Source organism: Chloracidobacterium thermophilum B (genome assembly GCF_000226295.1).
Lineage (GTDB): Bacteria > Acidobacteriota > Blastocatellia > Chloracidobacteriales > Chloracidobacteriaceae > Chloracidobacterium > Chloracidobacterium thermophilum.
This window is the reverse complement of record NC_016024.1, coordinates 1934910-1949323: the sequence shown is the minus strand read 5'-3', so window position 1 is coordinate 1949323 and position 14414 is coordinate 1934910. Positions and strand designations below refer to the sequence as shown.

Annotated in this window: 13 protein-coding genes; all 13 read right to left on the bottom strand. The window is 63.9% G+C overall.

Translation table 11 applies throughout. The annotated features are described in order from the left end of the window. Positions 1 to 65 precede the first annotated feature (65 nt). From CABTHER_RS07950 to CABTHER_RS07895, 13 genes are read right to left on the bottom strand one after another with little or no spacing between them, the layout of a single operon-like run. Positions 66 to 1169: a sialate O-acetylesterase gene (locus CABTHER_RS07950; protein WP_014100105.1), complete on the bottom strand. Its 1104-nt coding sequence runs from the start codon at positions 1167 to 1169 to the stop codon at positions 66 to 68. Beyond that, the gene (locus CABTHER_RS15790) at positions 1163 to 2227 is read right to left on the bottom strand and encodes a glycosyltransferase (protein WP_014100104.1); all 1065 of its coding nucleotides are present in this window, start codon (positions 2225 to 2227) and stop codon (positions 1163 to 1165) included. Before CABTHER_RS15790 ends, CABTHER_RS07950 begins: the two co-directional genes overlap by 7 nt. A 3-nt stretch (positions 2228 to 2230) precedes the next feature. Beyond that, entirely contained in the window at positions 2231 to 3367 is a 1137-nt protein-coding gene (locus tag CABTHER_RS07940; protein WP_014100103.1) for a hypothetical protein, read from the bottom strand. 10 nt (positions 3368 to 3377) lie between these two features. Beyond that, positions 3378 to 5315 carry a hypothetical protein gene (locus CABTHER_RS07935; RefSeq protein WP_014100102.1) on the bottom strand — a complete coding sequence of 646 codons (1938 nt, stop codon included), beginning with the start codon at positions 5313 to 5315 and terminating at the stop codon, positions 3378 to 3380. 7 nt (positions 5316 to 5322) lie between these two features. Then, positions 5323 to 6276 carry a glycosyltransferase family 2 protein gene (locus tag CABTHER_RS07930; RefSeq protein ID WP_014100101.1) on the bottom strand — a complete coding sequence of 318 codons (954 nt, stop codon included), beginning with the start codon at positions 6274 to 6276 and terminating at the stop codon, positions 5323 to 5325. Between the two features lie 25 nt (positions 6277 to 6301). Continuing rightward, positions 6302 to 7528 (bottom strand): glycosyltransferase, encoded by a 1227-nt coding sequence (locus tag CABTHER_RS07925; RefSeq protein WP_014100100.1) that lies wholly within the window; start codon positions 7526 to 7528, stop codon positions 6302 to 6304. After that, positions 7506 to 8726 (bottom strand): glycosyltransferase family 4 protein, encoded by a 1221-nt coding sequence (locus tag CABTHER_RS07920; protein ID WP_041569157.1) that lies wholly within the window; start codon positions 8724 to 8726, stop codon positions 7506 to 7508. The genes CABTHER_RS07925 and CABTHER_RS07920 overlap by 23 nt, the downstream gene beginning before the upstream one ends. Beyond that, entirely contained in the window at positions 8723 to 9742 is a 1020-nt protein-coding gene (locus CABTHER_RS15785; protein WP_014100098.1) for a glycosyltransferase family 2 protein, read from the bottom strand. The genes CABTHER_RS07920 and CABTHER_RS15785 overlap by 4 nt, the downstream gene beginning before the upstream one ends. After that, positions 9739 to 10881 carry a glycosyltransferase family 4 protein gene (locus tag CABTHER_RS07910; RefSeq protein ID WP_081464791.1) on the bottom strand — a complete coding sequence of 381 codons (1143 nt, stop codon included), beginning with the start codon at positions 10879 to 10881 and terminating at the stop codon, positions 9739 to 9741. The genes CABTHER_RS15785 and CABTHER_RS07910 overlap by 4 nt, the downstream gene beginning before the upstream one ends. After that, the gene (locus tag CABTHER_RS07905) at positions 10878 to 11618 is read right to left on the bottom strand and encodes a class I SAM-dependent methyltransferase (RefSeq protein WP_014100096.1); all 741 of its coding nucleotides are present in this window, start codon (positions 11616 to 11618) and stop codon (positions 10878 to 10880) included. The genes CABTHER_RS07910 and CABTHER_RS07905 overlap by 4 nt, the downstream gene beginning before the upstream one ends. Positions 11619 to 11630: 12 nt before the next feature. After that, on the bottom strand, positions 11631 to 12935 hold the full coding sequence (locus CABTHER_RS07900) for a glycosyltransferase family 4 protein (RefSeq protein ID WP_014100095.1): 1305 nt from the start codon (positions 12933 to 12935) through the stop codon (positions 11631 to 11633). 15 nt (positions 12936 to 12950) lie between these two features. Beyond that, a complete protein-coding gene (locus CABTHER_RS17240; protein ID WP_014100094.1) occupies positions 12951 to 13127 on the bottom strand; it encodes a hypothetical protein in 177 nt (58 codons plus the stop codon). Beyond that, positions 13124 to 14401, bottom strand: coding sequence for an ABC transporter ATP-binding protein (locus CABTHER_RS07895; protein ID WP_014100093.1), 1278 nt, complete (start codon positions 14399 to 14401; stop codon positions 13124 to 13126). The genes CABTHER_RS17240 and CABTHER_RS07895 overlap by 4 nt, the downstream gene beginning before the upstream one ends. Between the last annotated feature and the right edge of the window lie 13 nt (positions 14402 to 14414).

The window sequence follows — 14414 nt, the reverse complement described above, 5'->3', positions numbered from 1 at the left end:
CGAAGGGCAATTCCGCCGGTATGACGGAAAACATCCACCGGATGCCGCCCAAATCCAGACAGGTATCAAGGTTCCGCAGGACGGTGAAAGACTTCCCGCAGCAGCGCCGCCGCCCACAGCCGGGCTGCAGCCAATGTGCCGGCCGCGTTGAAATGCACCTGGTCGGGCTGGCGCAGGTCGGAGCCAAGCTCGTCGGTGTCCGGTCCGGGCAGCGCCAGTCCGGTTTCCCAGACGCGGCGTTGGCCATCACGTACGCCAGCAAAGGTCTGCCCTTCCTTGAAGGATGCCCGCGCAACAACCCACGTCAGCGGCGTCTCCGTTCGGACGGCTGCGCGGGTGGCTTCGATAATGGCCGTCAGGCGGGTGGCGTATTCGTCAGCCGCCATGGCGCTGTCACTTTCGCCCTGATGCCACAGAATGGCGCGCGCGCCGTGGGGGCCAAGCGTCTGAAGCACCTGCACCAGACGCTGGAAGTGGGGCGCTCCGGGGGCCCAGTCGCGGATGCTGCTGCCGCCGACGGCCACATTGACAAACCCGACCGGCGTGCCGAGGCGTTGCACCAACAGGTCGCCCACCAGCGGCCAGACCGAACCGCCGCCGTTGAGCACTTGGGGATCGTGTCCAGTGCGCCACGTCAGATGCCCGTCTTCATCGACGAGACCCGTGCGCACCAGTGGCGACGCGGCCGAAAACAGCGTCGTGCAGCTCCCGGCCGCGTTGGACTGCCCGGCAACGATGAACACCTCGCCAACGCATACTTCGCCCACTTCAACGTGATTGAACATCCCCGGCGAATGTGGCTTGCCGACACGCAGCCAGACCGGTTGGCAGCCGGTCGGCAGCCGCAGCGTGCCCTGAAATTGCGTCCAGGTTGGCACGGCCAGCGTTTGCCACTCAGGCACCGAGCGGTCATCGGCATTGGCGACGGCCACTTCAACGGTCTGTGCCAGCCAGCCTGCCCGGCCGGTGAACCCGACGGATGCTGTTCCGTCCGCGCCGCGCTGCACCACCTGCCCATCGCCCGGAAAGGAAACGGCATGAATCCGGCGGTCAAGGTAGAGTGTACGGCGCAGCCCGAACCAGTTGTTCCAGACAGCCAGACCGGCCAGCAGCACCGGCAGCAGCAGGGCCGTCCCCCAGACGGCGAAGAAGTGCCGCCTGGCTACCATGGTGAGACCCCTGCTTGGCGCAGACGCTGGCGACAGTCCCAGCACCGGCGGCGTCCCTGCCACCAGCCGCGCCAGTAGCCCCGCAGCGCCGACCACTTCGTAGCATAATCAAACAGCGGAATGCGCCACCAGCCGCCCTGTCCGCCACGCTCACGGTAACGCGCCATTGCCGCCCGCAACCGCCACAGCCGCAGGGCCGTCAGGGTCGCACCGGCCAGCAGCAGCAGTCCGCCGATGACCGGCAGGCGTCCCAGCCAGATGATTTCGAGCAAACCAACCAGCAGCCCTATGGGCCAGGCCAGAAGTTCAACCAGCAGCCGTCCGCCGACGAGCAACCCGTACGTGCGCCAGATATCCGCCTCGCCAGCGCCGAAAAAGTTGCGTTCCGCTTCGCGCCGGAACCGGCGCAGGGTTGCCGGCCGCTCCCAGAAACAGCGCGGTGTCGGGGTGCCGGCTACGCGCGTGGTTGTAGCGTGGAGCAGCAGCGCAAACACCATGTCATCCGCTGCCAGCGTCAGGTCTTCGGGATAACCGCCAAGCCGTTCCCACAGACGCTTGCGGTAGGCAATGGCGCGCGAAGACGCATGGGCGGTGGCCGTCGCCCGCAGGGCAAATTCCCGGTGCATGGCAAATTCAACCCGCGCCCACACGTCGGGCAGGTCTTCGTAGCGCACCATCCAACTGCCCATGACGGCCTCCAGCGTGGCATCTTCGAGCAGCGGCGCGGCCAGTTCCTCCAGCCAGCGGTCATCCCACTGGCAGCCCACATCCGTGGAAACGATGATGTCGTGTGTTGCGCGCTGAATGGCCAAATTGCGGCCGCGGGCGACGTTGCAGCCGTCTTCACGGGCGACGACCAGCCGGTAGTCGAGTCGTGGGCAGTAGGCTTGCAGGAACTCCCACGTGCCATCGCGCGAGCCGCCGTCCACCACGACGATTTCCCGTGGGCAGAGCGTTTGCCGCTCCATGGCGGCAAAAAACGCCCGGCAGCCCTCCAGGTCGTTGAGTACGGTCGTCACGAGTGACACCGGAGCGTAGCGCGCTTCCGACGTAACCATGCGTCAGTCGAGTTGGCGGCAGGCGGCAACCCACAGCCGCAGGTTGGCCGCGACATTGCGGAAGTAGTCCTGCAACGCCTCGCCCCACAGAAACCCGTTCTGCCCGGCGGCCCAGGCTTCAATCCGGTCGGCCAGTTCAAGGGCCGCCGTCCCGTAGTCCGTGGCTGGCGTCAGCGGCGTTTCGAGCAACGGCAGCATGTCGTCCAGTACGACCATCCCGGCCAGCTCGTGCCACAGGTCAACATACAGGTTGTGGGGCGTGCGGCGATGCTCCACCACGGGCGAGCCGACGCGCACCCGGTGCCCGACGGCCTCAGCGCACAGTTGCACAAAGTAGCCGCTGAAGATGTCGCCAAACCGGTCCAGTTTGAGGCCGGCCAGCGAGACGCCCATTTTGACGTAGTAGTAAGCCGGCAGTGCGGCGCGCATCACGGCCGTGTTCTGCGTGTTGATGGGCGACCGCACGCCGCGTCCGAGCAGGTAGCTCTGGGTGAAGGCTTCCCGCGTGGCGCAGCGCGTGACAATGCGCGTTGCCGCGTCAACATCCGGGTCGCCTGACCACAGGCCGGCATTGACGGCGACGCGCCCGGTTTCCGCCGTGGCGCTGACTGTTCCGCAGGCGAGCGTCCGGCGCGGATAGGGAAAACCGCGTGGATATACCGTCTGCCCTCCGCCCAGTGGCGGGCAGTCCACCGTCATCATCGAGCAGATGTTGAACCAGTTGTCGCTGCCGACCGCCACGGGCAGGGTCACGTCGCACCCCGTGACGGCATGTTCGCCGAGAAAATCCCAGCCGGGCGTGGGATAGTTGTCGTCGTCAATGCTGATGATGGGGTCGCAGCCGTCGCGGTAGGCCATCAGAAAGCCGACATTGCGCCGGTTGTCGCTGCGCCAGGGGATTTCGGCCGCCAGTGCCGGGAAATCCGAAAGAAAGGCGCGCTGGTCGTCCGGGGTGAGGAAAAACCAGGGCAGCCCCCGGCGGGTGTAGGCGCGAACCCGCTCGGCGCAGGCTTCCGGCGTCGTCAGATCGCCGACGACGTAAAACCTGACCTCTGCCGTGCGTCCGTAACGCTCGAAGTGCTCATGGTAAGCATCAATAAACGCGCCGTCATAAATGGTGGTGACGACAATGCCAAACATTGGAAATGCCTCATGTTTCGTCTGGAATGAACCGGATGTGCCGTAACTGCCACGATAGCGGCTCGCCCTTGGGGCGCAAGCCAAGTTGTTCCGCCGGCCAGGCCGGAGCCGCCTGCAACGTCACGGCGACGGACCGACCGGGCGCAGCCCCGGCAACCGTGATTTCCCACGTGGATGACTGCCCGGCCACCAGCGTCTGCCGGTTGGCGGTGACGCCATCCACAAGGCTGTCAACCGTGACTGAAGCCGGGTGCCCGGCGGGCAGCTCCCCCGTGATGACCAGACGGCCCGGACGGTTGACCAGCAGCGTCAGCCGTGGCCCGGCCCAGTCATCCGTCCGCCACCGGCCGCCATTGAGCGCAAAGTGTACCGGCGGCGGCGCGTCGAGCCGGTAGAGATCGTGTTCCAGGCGTACGGTGCGACCCAGGTCGCGTCCGGGCACGAAGTTGGGCATCTGGAAGTGATATGCCCCGACCCGTGTGAGTTGCCAGCCCAGGGCTTCCAGGCGCGGCAGCAGTCGGTCGGTGGCGCAGTCCTCAAACAGGCGTACGTGCTTGCCGAAGGCCCGCGCATAGTGGCGCAGGGCAAGGTAATCGCCGGCGGTCGGAAGACGCAGGTCGGCGTTTTCGGGATCGTCTCCCAGCGCAAAGGCGCCAGCGCCGGCCAGTGCGCCGAGCCGTTCGTTGCCGCGCCGCTTGATCTGATTGTCAGCCTCAGTGGGAACTTCAGCTTTGGACACCTGTTCGGGAAAAAACAGGCGGGAACCAGGCGCGCCTTGGCGGACATAGGTTTCAATGAACATACCACAGCCGTGCCAGCAGGCCCGTTGCAGCCGGGCCGTCTGGGCAAAGCCCGCCACGTTGAGCGCCAGCCACAGCAGCCCCACCCCGATGACCACCTGCCGCCCCGGCCGGGGCAACGACGCCAGCGCATCGGCCGTCAGCAGCAGGGCCGCCAGCCAGCAGGCAACGACCGGCATGAGAAAGTACCCGCAGGGCCACTTCCAGACAATGAGCAGCCCAAGGACGGCCAGCCCGGAAAGAAAGGCCACCCCGGCCAGCAGTCCGACCGGATGCCGCCTACTGAGACGTTGCCGGTCAAACCAGAGACCGGCCAGCGCGCCGCCGCCGAGCATGAACAGTTCAGGATACTTGGTAAGGTAGATGTAGCCGTTGAAAGCCATGCTGCGCAGCGACAGGTCGGCCAGCGTCAGGCGGTAGGTTGTCGGCTGGATGAGATACTTGGAGGGCAGCCAGTACGTCCCGACAAACAGCAGCACCGCCACGGCCTGCCAGATGAGCAGCCCGCGCCCGCGCCAGCCCTGCACGGCGTAACCGGCCAGCCCGAGTAACGCCACCGTGCCGATGGCCACCAGTCCGCTTTCCTTAACAAGCACCGCGCCCCCCACGCACACGCTAACTGCCAACAGCCACCATGGCCACCGTACCGGCCGAGTCAGCGCCAGCAGCCCAAATGCCAGCGCGCCCAGCAGGCCCAGCGCCGTCATCCAGTCAGGCTTGGCCAGCGTGTAGGTATTTTCAGCCAGAGGTGCCTGCACAAAGAAGAGCGCCGGGAGGCTCCACGCCAGCCACGACTGCACCCGGGCCTGCTGTGCCATGAGCAGCATGTATCCGCCGCCAAACAGCCCCAGCACGATCGCCTGAACCAAGTGGTGGACCGTTCTTGAAGGACCTAGTCCATAAACAATCGCAGCATGGTAAAACCAGTGTACAGGACGGTAGCGGTGGCAATCATTCCGGCCAATGAGCATATCCATCCAGCCGTGGCTCGTAGCCATGCTCCACGCAGCCTGTTCGTCGAGAAGTCCCCATGGACGCGGCAGCGCCGACGGCAGGATGGCCACCCCCCATACGAGCAGCAGCCCCAGCAGCGCCGGTTGCCAGCGTGGACGGTTCAAGGTGGAAGGTGACGGCGAAACGTCAGACATGCTTTGTTTATGCGGGCCAGAACCGCCGGTAGCGCAGAAAACGGGGCAGTCCCAGCCAGCGCCGCAACCGCATGGGCCAGTCCGGTTGGGGCGCGACGGCAAAGTAGGCTGTCAACCACTGTTCGGCGCGGGCCAGAGCCGCCCGGGCCGTTTCCGGGTCGTCGGCGCGGATAGCGGCTTCATACACGCTCGAATAGGCCCGCATCAAGGCAGCAGCCTGTCCGGCCGTGGGTTGTTGCCCGCGCTCGGTCAGCCACTGCCGGTTGTACTCGGCCGCCAGATCGAACTCGCGGAGGCGCTTGGCTGGGTCATTCAACTGATTGCGCGCCGTCGGGGTCTGCATGCGGTAAAAAGCGCCCGCGGCCGGGCTGAAGGCTGTCGGGTAGGCCATCACCAGCCGGAACCAGAACACGGCATCCTCGTTGGAGAAGCGGTCGAGTTCCTCCGGCCACAAGTACGCTTCTGTCAGGATGGCCCGTCTGACAATGGCGGCATGAACAGCCCAGGGCGGAAAGGCAAAAGCGGCATCCCGCAGCCCTGCCAGCCCCTCGTCCTGCCCGGCCGGCCGCTGTCGGGTGATGTTGCCCGGCGCTGTTTCGCGCACTTCCTGCCAGCCGCCGGCCACGATCATGGCTTCCGGGTGTTGGGCGGCGACGGTGAGTTGTTGTTCGAGCTGGTCGGGGGCCAGCCAGTCATCGGCATCGAGAAACTGAATCCACTCGCCCTGCGCCGACCGGATGCCGTAGTTGCGGGCGGCACCGGGCCCCTGGCGGGGGGAGGTCAGCACATGCACGCGCGGGTCTGAGCAGGCGCGGGCCACATGTGCGCCGCCGTCGGTTGAACCGTTGTCCACCACGAGCATTTCCCAGTCCGCGACGGTCTGCGCCTGCACGCTGCGAATGGTCTCCCCGATGTAATCAGCCTTGTTGTAGAGCGGTGTCACAATGGAAATGACCGGCAAAAGGCAACCTCCCTACAGATTCAGGCTAGTGCCTTATAGCCCGCATCAAGCCGGAAACAAACTGCGCCTGTAGCCGGTCTGGTTCAAACAGTGTCCGGGCTGCCTGCTGTGCCGCTCGTGCCAGCCGTTGCCATTCATCGGGTTGCTGCGCCAGCCGCCGAACAGCAGTGATGACGGCTTCCGGTGCATCCTCAGTGACAACATGGGCTGCCCTATGTTGCCTGGCCCACTGCACGCCGCTGCTGTATTCCGGCCCCCATATCATCACTGGCTTGCCAAAGCGACAATACTCAATCAGCTTTGATGGGAAGTTTGTCTGCATCAACGTGGCATCTTCTGAGGCAAAAGAAGCAACGACAAGCAGGACATCAGTCGTATGGAGGGTTTCGAGAGGAACATACCCGCCATAGGACCCGTCTTCGCAGCAAGCCTGCAGGAGGGTAGCAGGCCAATCCGGCAGCGGCCCCCACATTCGCACTGCCAGATCGGACTGTCCGTTCACGGTTTCCCACAACTGCCGCATCATGCCGCCGTAGTTGCCCGACAGATTCCCAAGATAGCCCAGCACCAGCGGTTTTTGTCGGACGGGTGCCGATGGTGTTGCCAAGGGCACAACAGATGAGTCCCCTGGAATGGGATACAGTACGACGGCGTCATGATGGGGGCCAAGCGCCTGTTTCAAACTCTCGCTGACAACAAATGCCACCCGGCTTTGTTGGTAAAGTCGGCGAAAGTTGGCTTCCAGACGGGCACGTGCCCAAGCCGGAACGGTCAAATAAGCCGGAAACCAGTCGTGAAAAACACTCACAAGCGGCACACCACAGTCCGCTGCCATTTCCAAGGCAAGCCAGGCCTGGTCGCCGTGGGCAACCGTGAGGATGACATCCGGCCGGTGGTATTTGATGTGTTCCCGTAGCCGTTTCAGGTTACAAGGAACGACGACTCGTGCCGGAAGCATCCAGCGGGCTGCGCGTGCCCATGGCGCAAACCGGGTGCGGGTAAGACGTTCCAGCCCATGCTGAGCCAAAGCCCATAGCCCGGGCGGTGCTGCGACATCCAGCGTCCGTCCAAGCTGGGATGATTGTCCGGCAGCGACCGCAACCGTGATGTCCACGGCTTCGGCCAGGCGTGCCAGGTGGCGGTACAAAATGATTTCACCGCCGGAGGTTTGGCGTGGCGTGACCGGTGACAATACCAACAGGCGGCGTCCAGCAAGACCGGCTGGTGATTCAGACGGGAGCCGTTCCGGCATAGATGGCAAGTGCCTGTCTGGCTTGGCGTTCAAGGGAATACTCACGCAGCACGACATTTCGGGCCGCTGCACCAAGTTGCCGGCGCAACGCAGCGTCTTCCATAAGACGAATGATGGACTGGGCCAAACCGTGGACATCTTCCGGCGCAACCGTCAGGCCTGTCGCCTCATGCCGTACGAGGTCTGGCATGCCGCCTACTGCAAATGCAATGCAGGGCGTACCGCACGCCATAGCTTCCTGAAGCACCAGTCCAAAAGCTTCCTGTCGCGCCGGACTCACAAACACATCCGCCGAAGCGTAGGCAATGGCTTTGAGCCGGTCATGACCAATCCTGCCAAGCGGGAGTACGTTGCAACCAAGCCGGTAGTACCTTTCGGGAAGACCGCCTCCCATAACGAGCAAGGTCATCTTCTGTCGCTTCTCTGTCGGTATCGTAGCCAAGGCCCCTTCCAGCAAATCCGCGCCCTTACGTGGGTCGGAAGCATTTATGGCTGCAAACATGACAACAAACCGTTCTGGCGGCAAACCCAACAACTCCCGGCAGGTTGCACGGTCACGAGGTTGGTACACGTCAGTGTCCAGTCCACAGGGAATGCAGTGAACCGGCGTATCTTTTAGAAAACTGGCGCGGGCAATGGTCTCCATCCAGCGACTCAGCACAAACACGCCGGCCAGCCTTTCCTTCAGGGCATGGTGTTTGAGCCGCCACTCCAAGGCTGAAAAGTCAAAGCGCATCGGCGGGTACGTTTCAGGATATGGGCACCGGCCGCAGCCGGTTTGCCAACGCGTGCAGTCGGTGCTGTAGGTACAGTGTCCGGTGACGGCCCACATATCGTGCAGCGTCAGGAAAGCCCGTTTGCCCCGCAACAGTTTCGGCAACGCCAGATAGTTGAAATACCCATGGTGCAGGTTGTGCAGGTGCACGACCTCCGCTTCCTGAAACACCTTTTCCCGCGCCAGATCGAACGTGCTGGTGATGAACACATCGGGAAACCGCAGCCACCGCCCCAGCCGCGCCAGTTGGTAATCCCGCCAGCGCCAGCGCGGCAGCGGATAAGTGTCTGTCCCGTCACCCTGAATCCGCGCCGCCAGAATCGAAGACGCCACCCCCAGCCGCCGCAACCCCGTGTGAAGCCGCCACATGGCCGTTGCTGCCCCGCCCAACTGATCAAACTCGTTGATGTGTACCACTTTCATGCCGGGCGTTGCTTCCAGAACCACGGTTTGAACGGGCGCAGCGTCCGCCGTATGGCATCCCGCCCCAGCGCCCATGACCACAGCGCCGGATGGCGTACGGCCTGCCCCCACATCGCCCCCACCGCCGGCTCATGCGCCGTGACGATATGCGCCCACTTTTCGGCCAGCAGGGCATCGAGCAGCGCCGGATCATAGCGCCGCCGTTGCCGGTTGGCGCGGCGCAGGCGGGCAAACAGCCAGCCAATCGCGGCCGTTGGCGGCTCGTCCGAAACTTCATTGACGAAAACATACATGAGCGCGTCCAGCTCCGCTTCACTCACTTCACCGAGCAGCGCCTCCAGTTGCCGGCGCAGGACGAGGCGCGTTCCGGCCAGTTGCGCCGCCCGGCGTGACACCGTCGTTTGCCCGGCATGCAGGCGGTACTTCAGCAGCACTTCCGGCAGGTTGGCGACCGGCGCGCGATTGGCCACATCCACCCAGCAGGCATAGTCGAAAGCCAGCCCAAAACGGTCAAAATCAAATCCCCCCGGCACGGTCGCTGCCTGACGCAGCATGACCGTTGGCGTCGAAAACGGACAGGACAGCAGCAGGTGGACGGCCAGCGCCGCCGGTTCAGTCGGAAAGCGCCGCACTTCCGTCCGGGCGCCGAAGGTCTCCACCCAGCTTCCGCACATGGCCACGTCAGGATGGGCGTCGAGAAAATCCGCCTGCCGCGCGAGGCGTTCCGGCAGGCTGATGTCGTCGCTGTCCATAATGGCCAGGTAGCGCCCACGCGCCAGCGCACAGCCCCGGTTCAGCGAGCTGGCATGTCCCAGGTTGCGTTCGTTGCGCACATAGCGGATGCGCGGGTCGGTGAAGCGGTGGATGACCTCCGGTGAGCTGTCCGTCGAGCCATCATCCACGACGATGAGTTCGAGGTCGGTCAGCGTCTGTCCCAGAATGCTGGCGATGGCTTCCGCAACGTAAGCCGCCTGGTTATAGACGCAAAGCACGACGGAAACACGCGGGGGCGTCATGAGAACACTTCCAGAAGCTTGTCGGCCATCACCCGCGCCGGATCGCGTGGGATGCGTTGCCGGATGGCTTCGGCCGCACGCGCGCCCATCCGGGGCAGCTCATCCCGGCACTGGTAGGCCCGTTCCAGCGCCTCGTCAAGGGAAACCACATCCGGGGCGCGGGCAATGAAGCCGGTGATGCCATCGGTGAGCAGTTCCGTATTGCCGGGGATGTCGGTCACGATGGCCGGGCGTCCGCAGAGCATGGCTTCCACCAGCGCCAGGGGCAGCCCTTCGTGACGCGACGGCAGCACCAGAGCATGGTGGCTGCGCCAGAAAGCTTCAATATCCGAAACAAAGCCGGCAAAGTAAACGGAGGTCAACTCCAGCCAGTTGGCATAGCGGCGCAAACCCTTCTCCCACGGCCCCGTCCCGGCCAGCGTGACGCAGACATCCCGTGTGCGCCACTTGGGAAGCGCCAGCGTTTCAAACAGTACGTCCTGCCCCTTGGCCGAGGGTTCCATCCGGGCCACGCACCCCAGCCGCAGCGGGCTGTGTTCTTCCGGCCACGGCGGCCGGGCATCGAAGGACACATTGAAGGGATTGAAAACGACTTCGGCATTGGGCAGCGACCGTCCGATCTGCTTTTCGAGCAGAAGCCGGTTGCCTTCCGAGACAAAGTATGCCCGCCGGGCCTGCACAAACATCCGGGCCACAGGTTCAACCAGCTCATCGGAGGGCATCCACAGCAGACTGTTGGCCTGCGTGATGAGAGCGTAGGGGATGTCCATCCGGCGGCATTCTTCCGAAAAAAACAGCGACCATTCATCAAAATTGGCGCCCTGTGAAATCACGACCACTTTGGGGTGGACGCGCTCCAGCCAGCGCCGGCTGGCCAGATGCACGGGCGGCACGTAACCGCCGCCGCCCAGCCGGTGCAGCAGGCTCTGGAGTTTTTTCCGGCGGTCAAGCCGCCGGAACGTCACCTGCGCGCCGGCCGCAATGAGTTCCGTCACCTGCCGGGCCGGTTCGGGCCAGAACCTGACGTTGGCATGAATCTCGTGGCCGCCTTCCAGCAGCCACCGCGCCACCCGGCTCCAGAGTTCCTCACTCCCACCCCATGGGCAACCCTCCATGGTCGAGATGAATGCCCATTTCATGATTTTTCGAGCACGACGACGTTGGACTGGTAAAACGTGAACCGGCTCTGCCAGCGAACCCGCGACTGCAACTGCCGTGACCGCAAGCCCCAGAGCAGAGCGCGATGAACCCACCAGTAGGCGCGGTTGACCAGCCGGTTGACGAGCGACCGCCCGACAGGTTGTGGATAACCGCTGGCCAGCAGCGTGCCGAGAATATCCCACCCATCCCCGGCCGTTTTCTGGAGCCTGACGGTAAACCCATGCCGGGCGGCAAAGTATTGGAAGGCGTAGGGCGTCGGCCGCCAGAAGTCATGGGGTTCGAGGTGCAGCATATAGAAATGCGGGCAGGTGATGAGCGCGCGGGCGCCGGGACGTAGCAGGCGCGCAAAGTTGGCAAAGGTCATTTCCCAGTCCGCCACGTCTTCGAGCACTTCGAGGCACAGGATGAAGTCGAACGGCCCACCGGCCAGCAGGCTCTCCGGCAGGGGTTGGTCAATCTCGCAGAGCACATCCACTGTCCCTTCGGGATTCTGCTCGACATCGAGACCGACGTAGTGAAATCCCTGCGCTTCCAGCAGGGCACGGAATGGCTGCCGCCCGCAGCCGACATCGAGGACGCGCCCACCATGAACAGCCGGAAGGTAGGCTTCCAGCGCCGCTTCGACTTCCTGCCGCACGAGCGGCACGATGAAGGCTTCGTGCGGCGCAGCCGGTGTGTGGTCAGGGCGTTGGACGTAGTGCTTGCGTTCGAGCATGACGGAAAAAACCTATCGGGGCGCTGCCGGCTGGCTGCCGGGAAGCCACCGGCGGGCAACGGCCCGGAGCTTTGCCCGTGCGACACGGCTGTAGTACACCAGCGGCGGCGGCTCACGCCACCGGTCTTCTTCCAGATCGGGATGTGGCGCCGGCAGTCCAAGCTGTCGCCTCCGGTGGTGCAGCAGGGGTTGCCCCCAGTAGGTGGCTTCCCGGCTGCGGCGGGTGAGCAGGTCCACCCACTGGCGCAGGCATGTCTCCGAGTCGTAGCCGGATGCGACAATATGCTGCCGGGCCTGACGTGAAAGCCGCGCCCAGTCCTCCGGCCGGGCGGCCAGTTGTCTGACGGCAGCTACGAAGCCCTCGCCTCGGTCAGCTACGATGCAGCCGGTGATTCCATCCGTGACCAATTCATTGATCCGCCCACCCATAGGTGTACAGATCGGGACGAGACCGGTCGCCATGGCTTCCATCAGGGCAATGGGCAGCCCTTCGTAATCCGAAAGCAGGACAAACATGTGGTGTTCGGCCATCAGCGCCTGGATACGGGCGTTGTCCACCAGCCCCACATACTGCACCCGTCCATGACCTTCCCGGCTGATGATGCTTTCAACGGAGGCCCGCGCCTGTCCATCGCCGGCAATCGTGGCCGTGACGTTCGGAAGCTGCGCCGCACGGCACAGGGCGCGGGTGACATCGGAAATACGTTTTGCCTCTTCTTGCAAACGGCCAACATAGAGCAGCCGGAGCGGGCCCTGTGTCCAGCCCGACACGGTGGCGGGGAGCGGCACACCACAAGGAATACGGTGGACAGCCGTTTCAGGCGTTGCCTGTGCTTGGGCAATTTGGGTGATGTGGCGTGACACTGCCACCACATCCGTTGCCCGGAAACGCGGCTGCCCGGCCACGAAGACATCGAGCAGCGCCCGGTAGTGGGCATCGTCCGAATGCAGGATGCCAATCGTCGGGAGACCTGCCGGCCGCGTCCATGCGGCGGCGTACAGCCCAGCTATGGTGAAGTTGGGGACGAAGACCGTCGGCCGGAATGCCTCGATATGGGACAGCAGCCACCGGATTTTTTTCTCGACGGTTTCCCAGTAGGGGAAGGTCTCGAAACGGGCTCCCCGGTCTGCCAAGGCAGCCAGCAGCGGGTAATCTTCAGGAATACGATAGCGGTGCGGCTCAAAGACAAAGGCCAGCGTCAGAACCTCGAAGCCGTGCGCCGTGACGACATCATACCAGCGGCGCAGCCATGTGTTCGGCCCGCCGGTAAAGCCCGGTGCATCGAACGTACAGATAATGACGCGCTCTGCGGTCATGAGTGCTTTCCCACATCAGCCTGCCAGGCAATCCTGTGACAGCCTGTGGAAGTCGTCGGTCACGTCGAGACCGTAATCCTGCCGGTAGCGTTCAATCAGCCGTGGGACATCGAGGGTGCCTACGAGGTGCGCCGGCGCGCCCGGAACGACCGGGCTGGTCACGGTCCGGGAATCGGTCTGGAGACTGCTCATACACCGACCTCAACCGGCTGAACCGGCGACCACGCCCAGTCTTCAACATAAGCGGCTTCGCCGGGATGCCGCTCGTATTCTTCGCGGGGCTGCTCATGCATGGTGACTTCAAAAGCGAGAATCCCGGAAAGCTTCTCAATAAGCTGGTTGGAGCGCCGGTTGGCCAGCCATGTCGTGACGGTGTAGCGCCCCATGTAGAGCCGTGGATGCGGCAGGTGACATTCAACCTGGTACGTCCCACGTTCCACTGGCCCCAGATAAAAGTCAGCTTTTGTCACCGGGTGGATGTAGTAGCAATGGATAACCGGACGCTCCTGCTCATCCATCACCTGAAAGCTGAAGGCAAAGTGCTGGCTGGATTCGGTGAAATGCAGGGTGAAGCGGAAGGTGAGTGGATGGCCCCATTCGTGCTGGCCGCAGGGGCCGGAGGTCACAACGCTGGCCTGTGCGATGTGGCTGTGGCGCGGCGGCGGATTGGCAATGTAGGTCGGGGCCATGTCAGTAGCCAGGCGTTGCAGCCGCTCGTATTCCCGGATCGCGCCGGCCGTGGGGCCGTCATAGACGACTTCGCCGCCGGAGAGCACCAGACAGCTTGTGGTGAGCCGCCGGACGGCCTGCATGCTGTGGCTGACAAACAGCACCGTACGCCCGTGCTGGGCAATGTTTTCCATCTTGCCGAGGCATTTTTTCTGGAAGCCGGAATCGCCTACGGCCAGCACTTCATCCACGATGAGGATTTCCGGCTCCAGATGGGCCGCGACGGCAAAGGCCAGCCGCATGTACATCCCGCTGGAATAAAAGCGCACCGGCGTGTCGAGAAACCGCTCGATTTCGGCAAAGGCGACGATTTCATCAAACCTGCGGGCAATTTCCGACCGGCGCATCCCCAGAATGGCCCCGTTGAGAAAGATGTTTTCGCGTCCGGTGAGTTCGGGATGAAAGCCCGTACCGACTTCCAGCAGGGAGCCGACCCGTCCATAAAGTTCCACGCGCCCGGTGGTGGGTTCGGTAATCCGGGAGAGAACTTTGAGCAGCGTGCTTTTGCCCGCGCCGTTGCGCCCGATGACGCCGACGGCCTCGCCACGCCGGACGTCAAACGACACGTTGTTCAGCGCCCAGAAGGAGGTTTCCTCAGCGGTGGACGCCGGACGGCGGAACGGGAGCTGGAAGACATCGCTGATGGATTCGCGCAGCGAGCGGTACGGGCCGCGGTTTCCGCCGCCAATGCGGTACTGCTTTCCCAGTCCTCGGACACGAATGGCAATGTCACTCATCGGCAGGGCTTTC

Coding starts and splice junctions, on each gene's coding strand:
- CABTHER_RS07910 (WP_081464791.1), bottom strand. CDS start 10,881: ATGAAATGGGCATTCATCTCGACCATGGAGGGTTGCCCATGGGGTGGG.
- CABTHER_RS07900 (WP_014100095.1), bottom strand. CDS start 12,935: ATGACCGCAGAGCGCGTCATTATCTGTACGTTCGATGCACCGGGCTTT.
- CABTHER_RS07940 (WP_014100103.1), bottom strand. CDS start 3,367: ATGTTTGGCATTGTCGTCACCACCATTTATGACGGCGCGTTTATTGAT.
- CABTHER_RS15790 (WP_014100104.1), bottom strand. CDS start 2,227: ATGGTTACGTCGGAAGCGCGCTACGCTCCGGTGTCACTCGTGACGACC.
- CABTHER_RS07950 (WP_014100105.1), bottom strand. CDS start 1,169: ATGGTAGCCAGGCGGCACTTCTTCGCCGTCTGGGGGACGGCCCTGCTG.
- CABTHER_RS07920 (WP_041569157.1), bottom strand. CDS start 8,726: ATGAAAGTGGTACACATCAACGAGTTTGATCAGTTGGGCGGGGCAGCA.
- CABTHER_RS07895 (WP_014100093.1), bottom strand. CDS start 14,401: ATGAGTGACATTGCCATTCGTGTCCGAGGACTGGGAAAGCAGTACCGC.
- CABTHER_RS07935 (WP_014100102.1), bottom strand. CDS start 5,315: ATGTCTGACGTTTCGCCGTCACCTTCCACCTTGAACCGTCCACGCTGG.
- CABTHER_RS17240 (WP_014100094.1), bottom strand. CDS start 13,127: ATGAGCAGTCTCCAGACCGATTCCCGGACCGTGACCAGCCCGGTCGTT.
- CABTHER_RS07905 (WP_014100096.1), bottom strand. CDS start 11,618: ATGCTCGAACGCAAGCACTACGTCCAACGCCCTGACCACACACCGGCT.
- CABTHER_RS07925 (WP_014100100.1), bottom strand. CDS start 7,528: ATGCCGGAACGGCTCCCGTCTGAATCACCAGCCGGTCTTGCTGGACGC.
- CABTHER_RS15785 (WP_014100098.1), bottom strand. CDS start 9,742: ATGACGCCCCCGCGTGTTTCCGTCGTGCTTTGCGTCTATAACCAGGCG.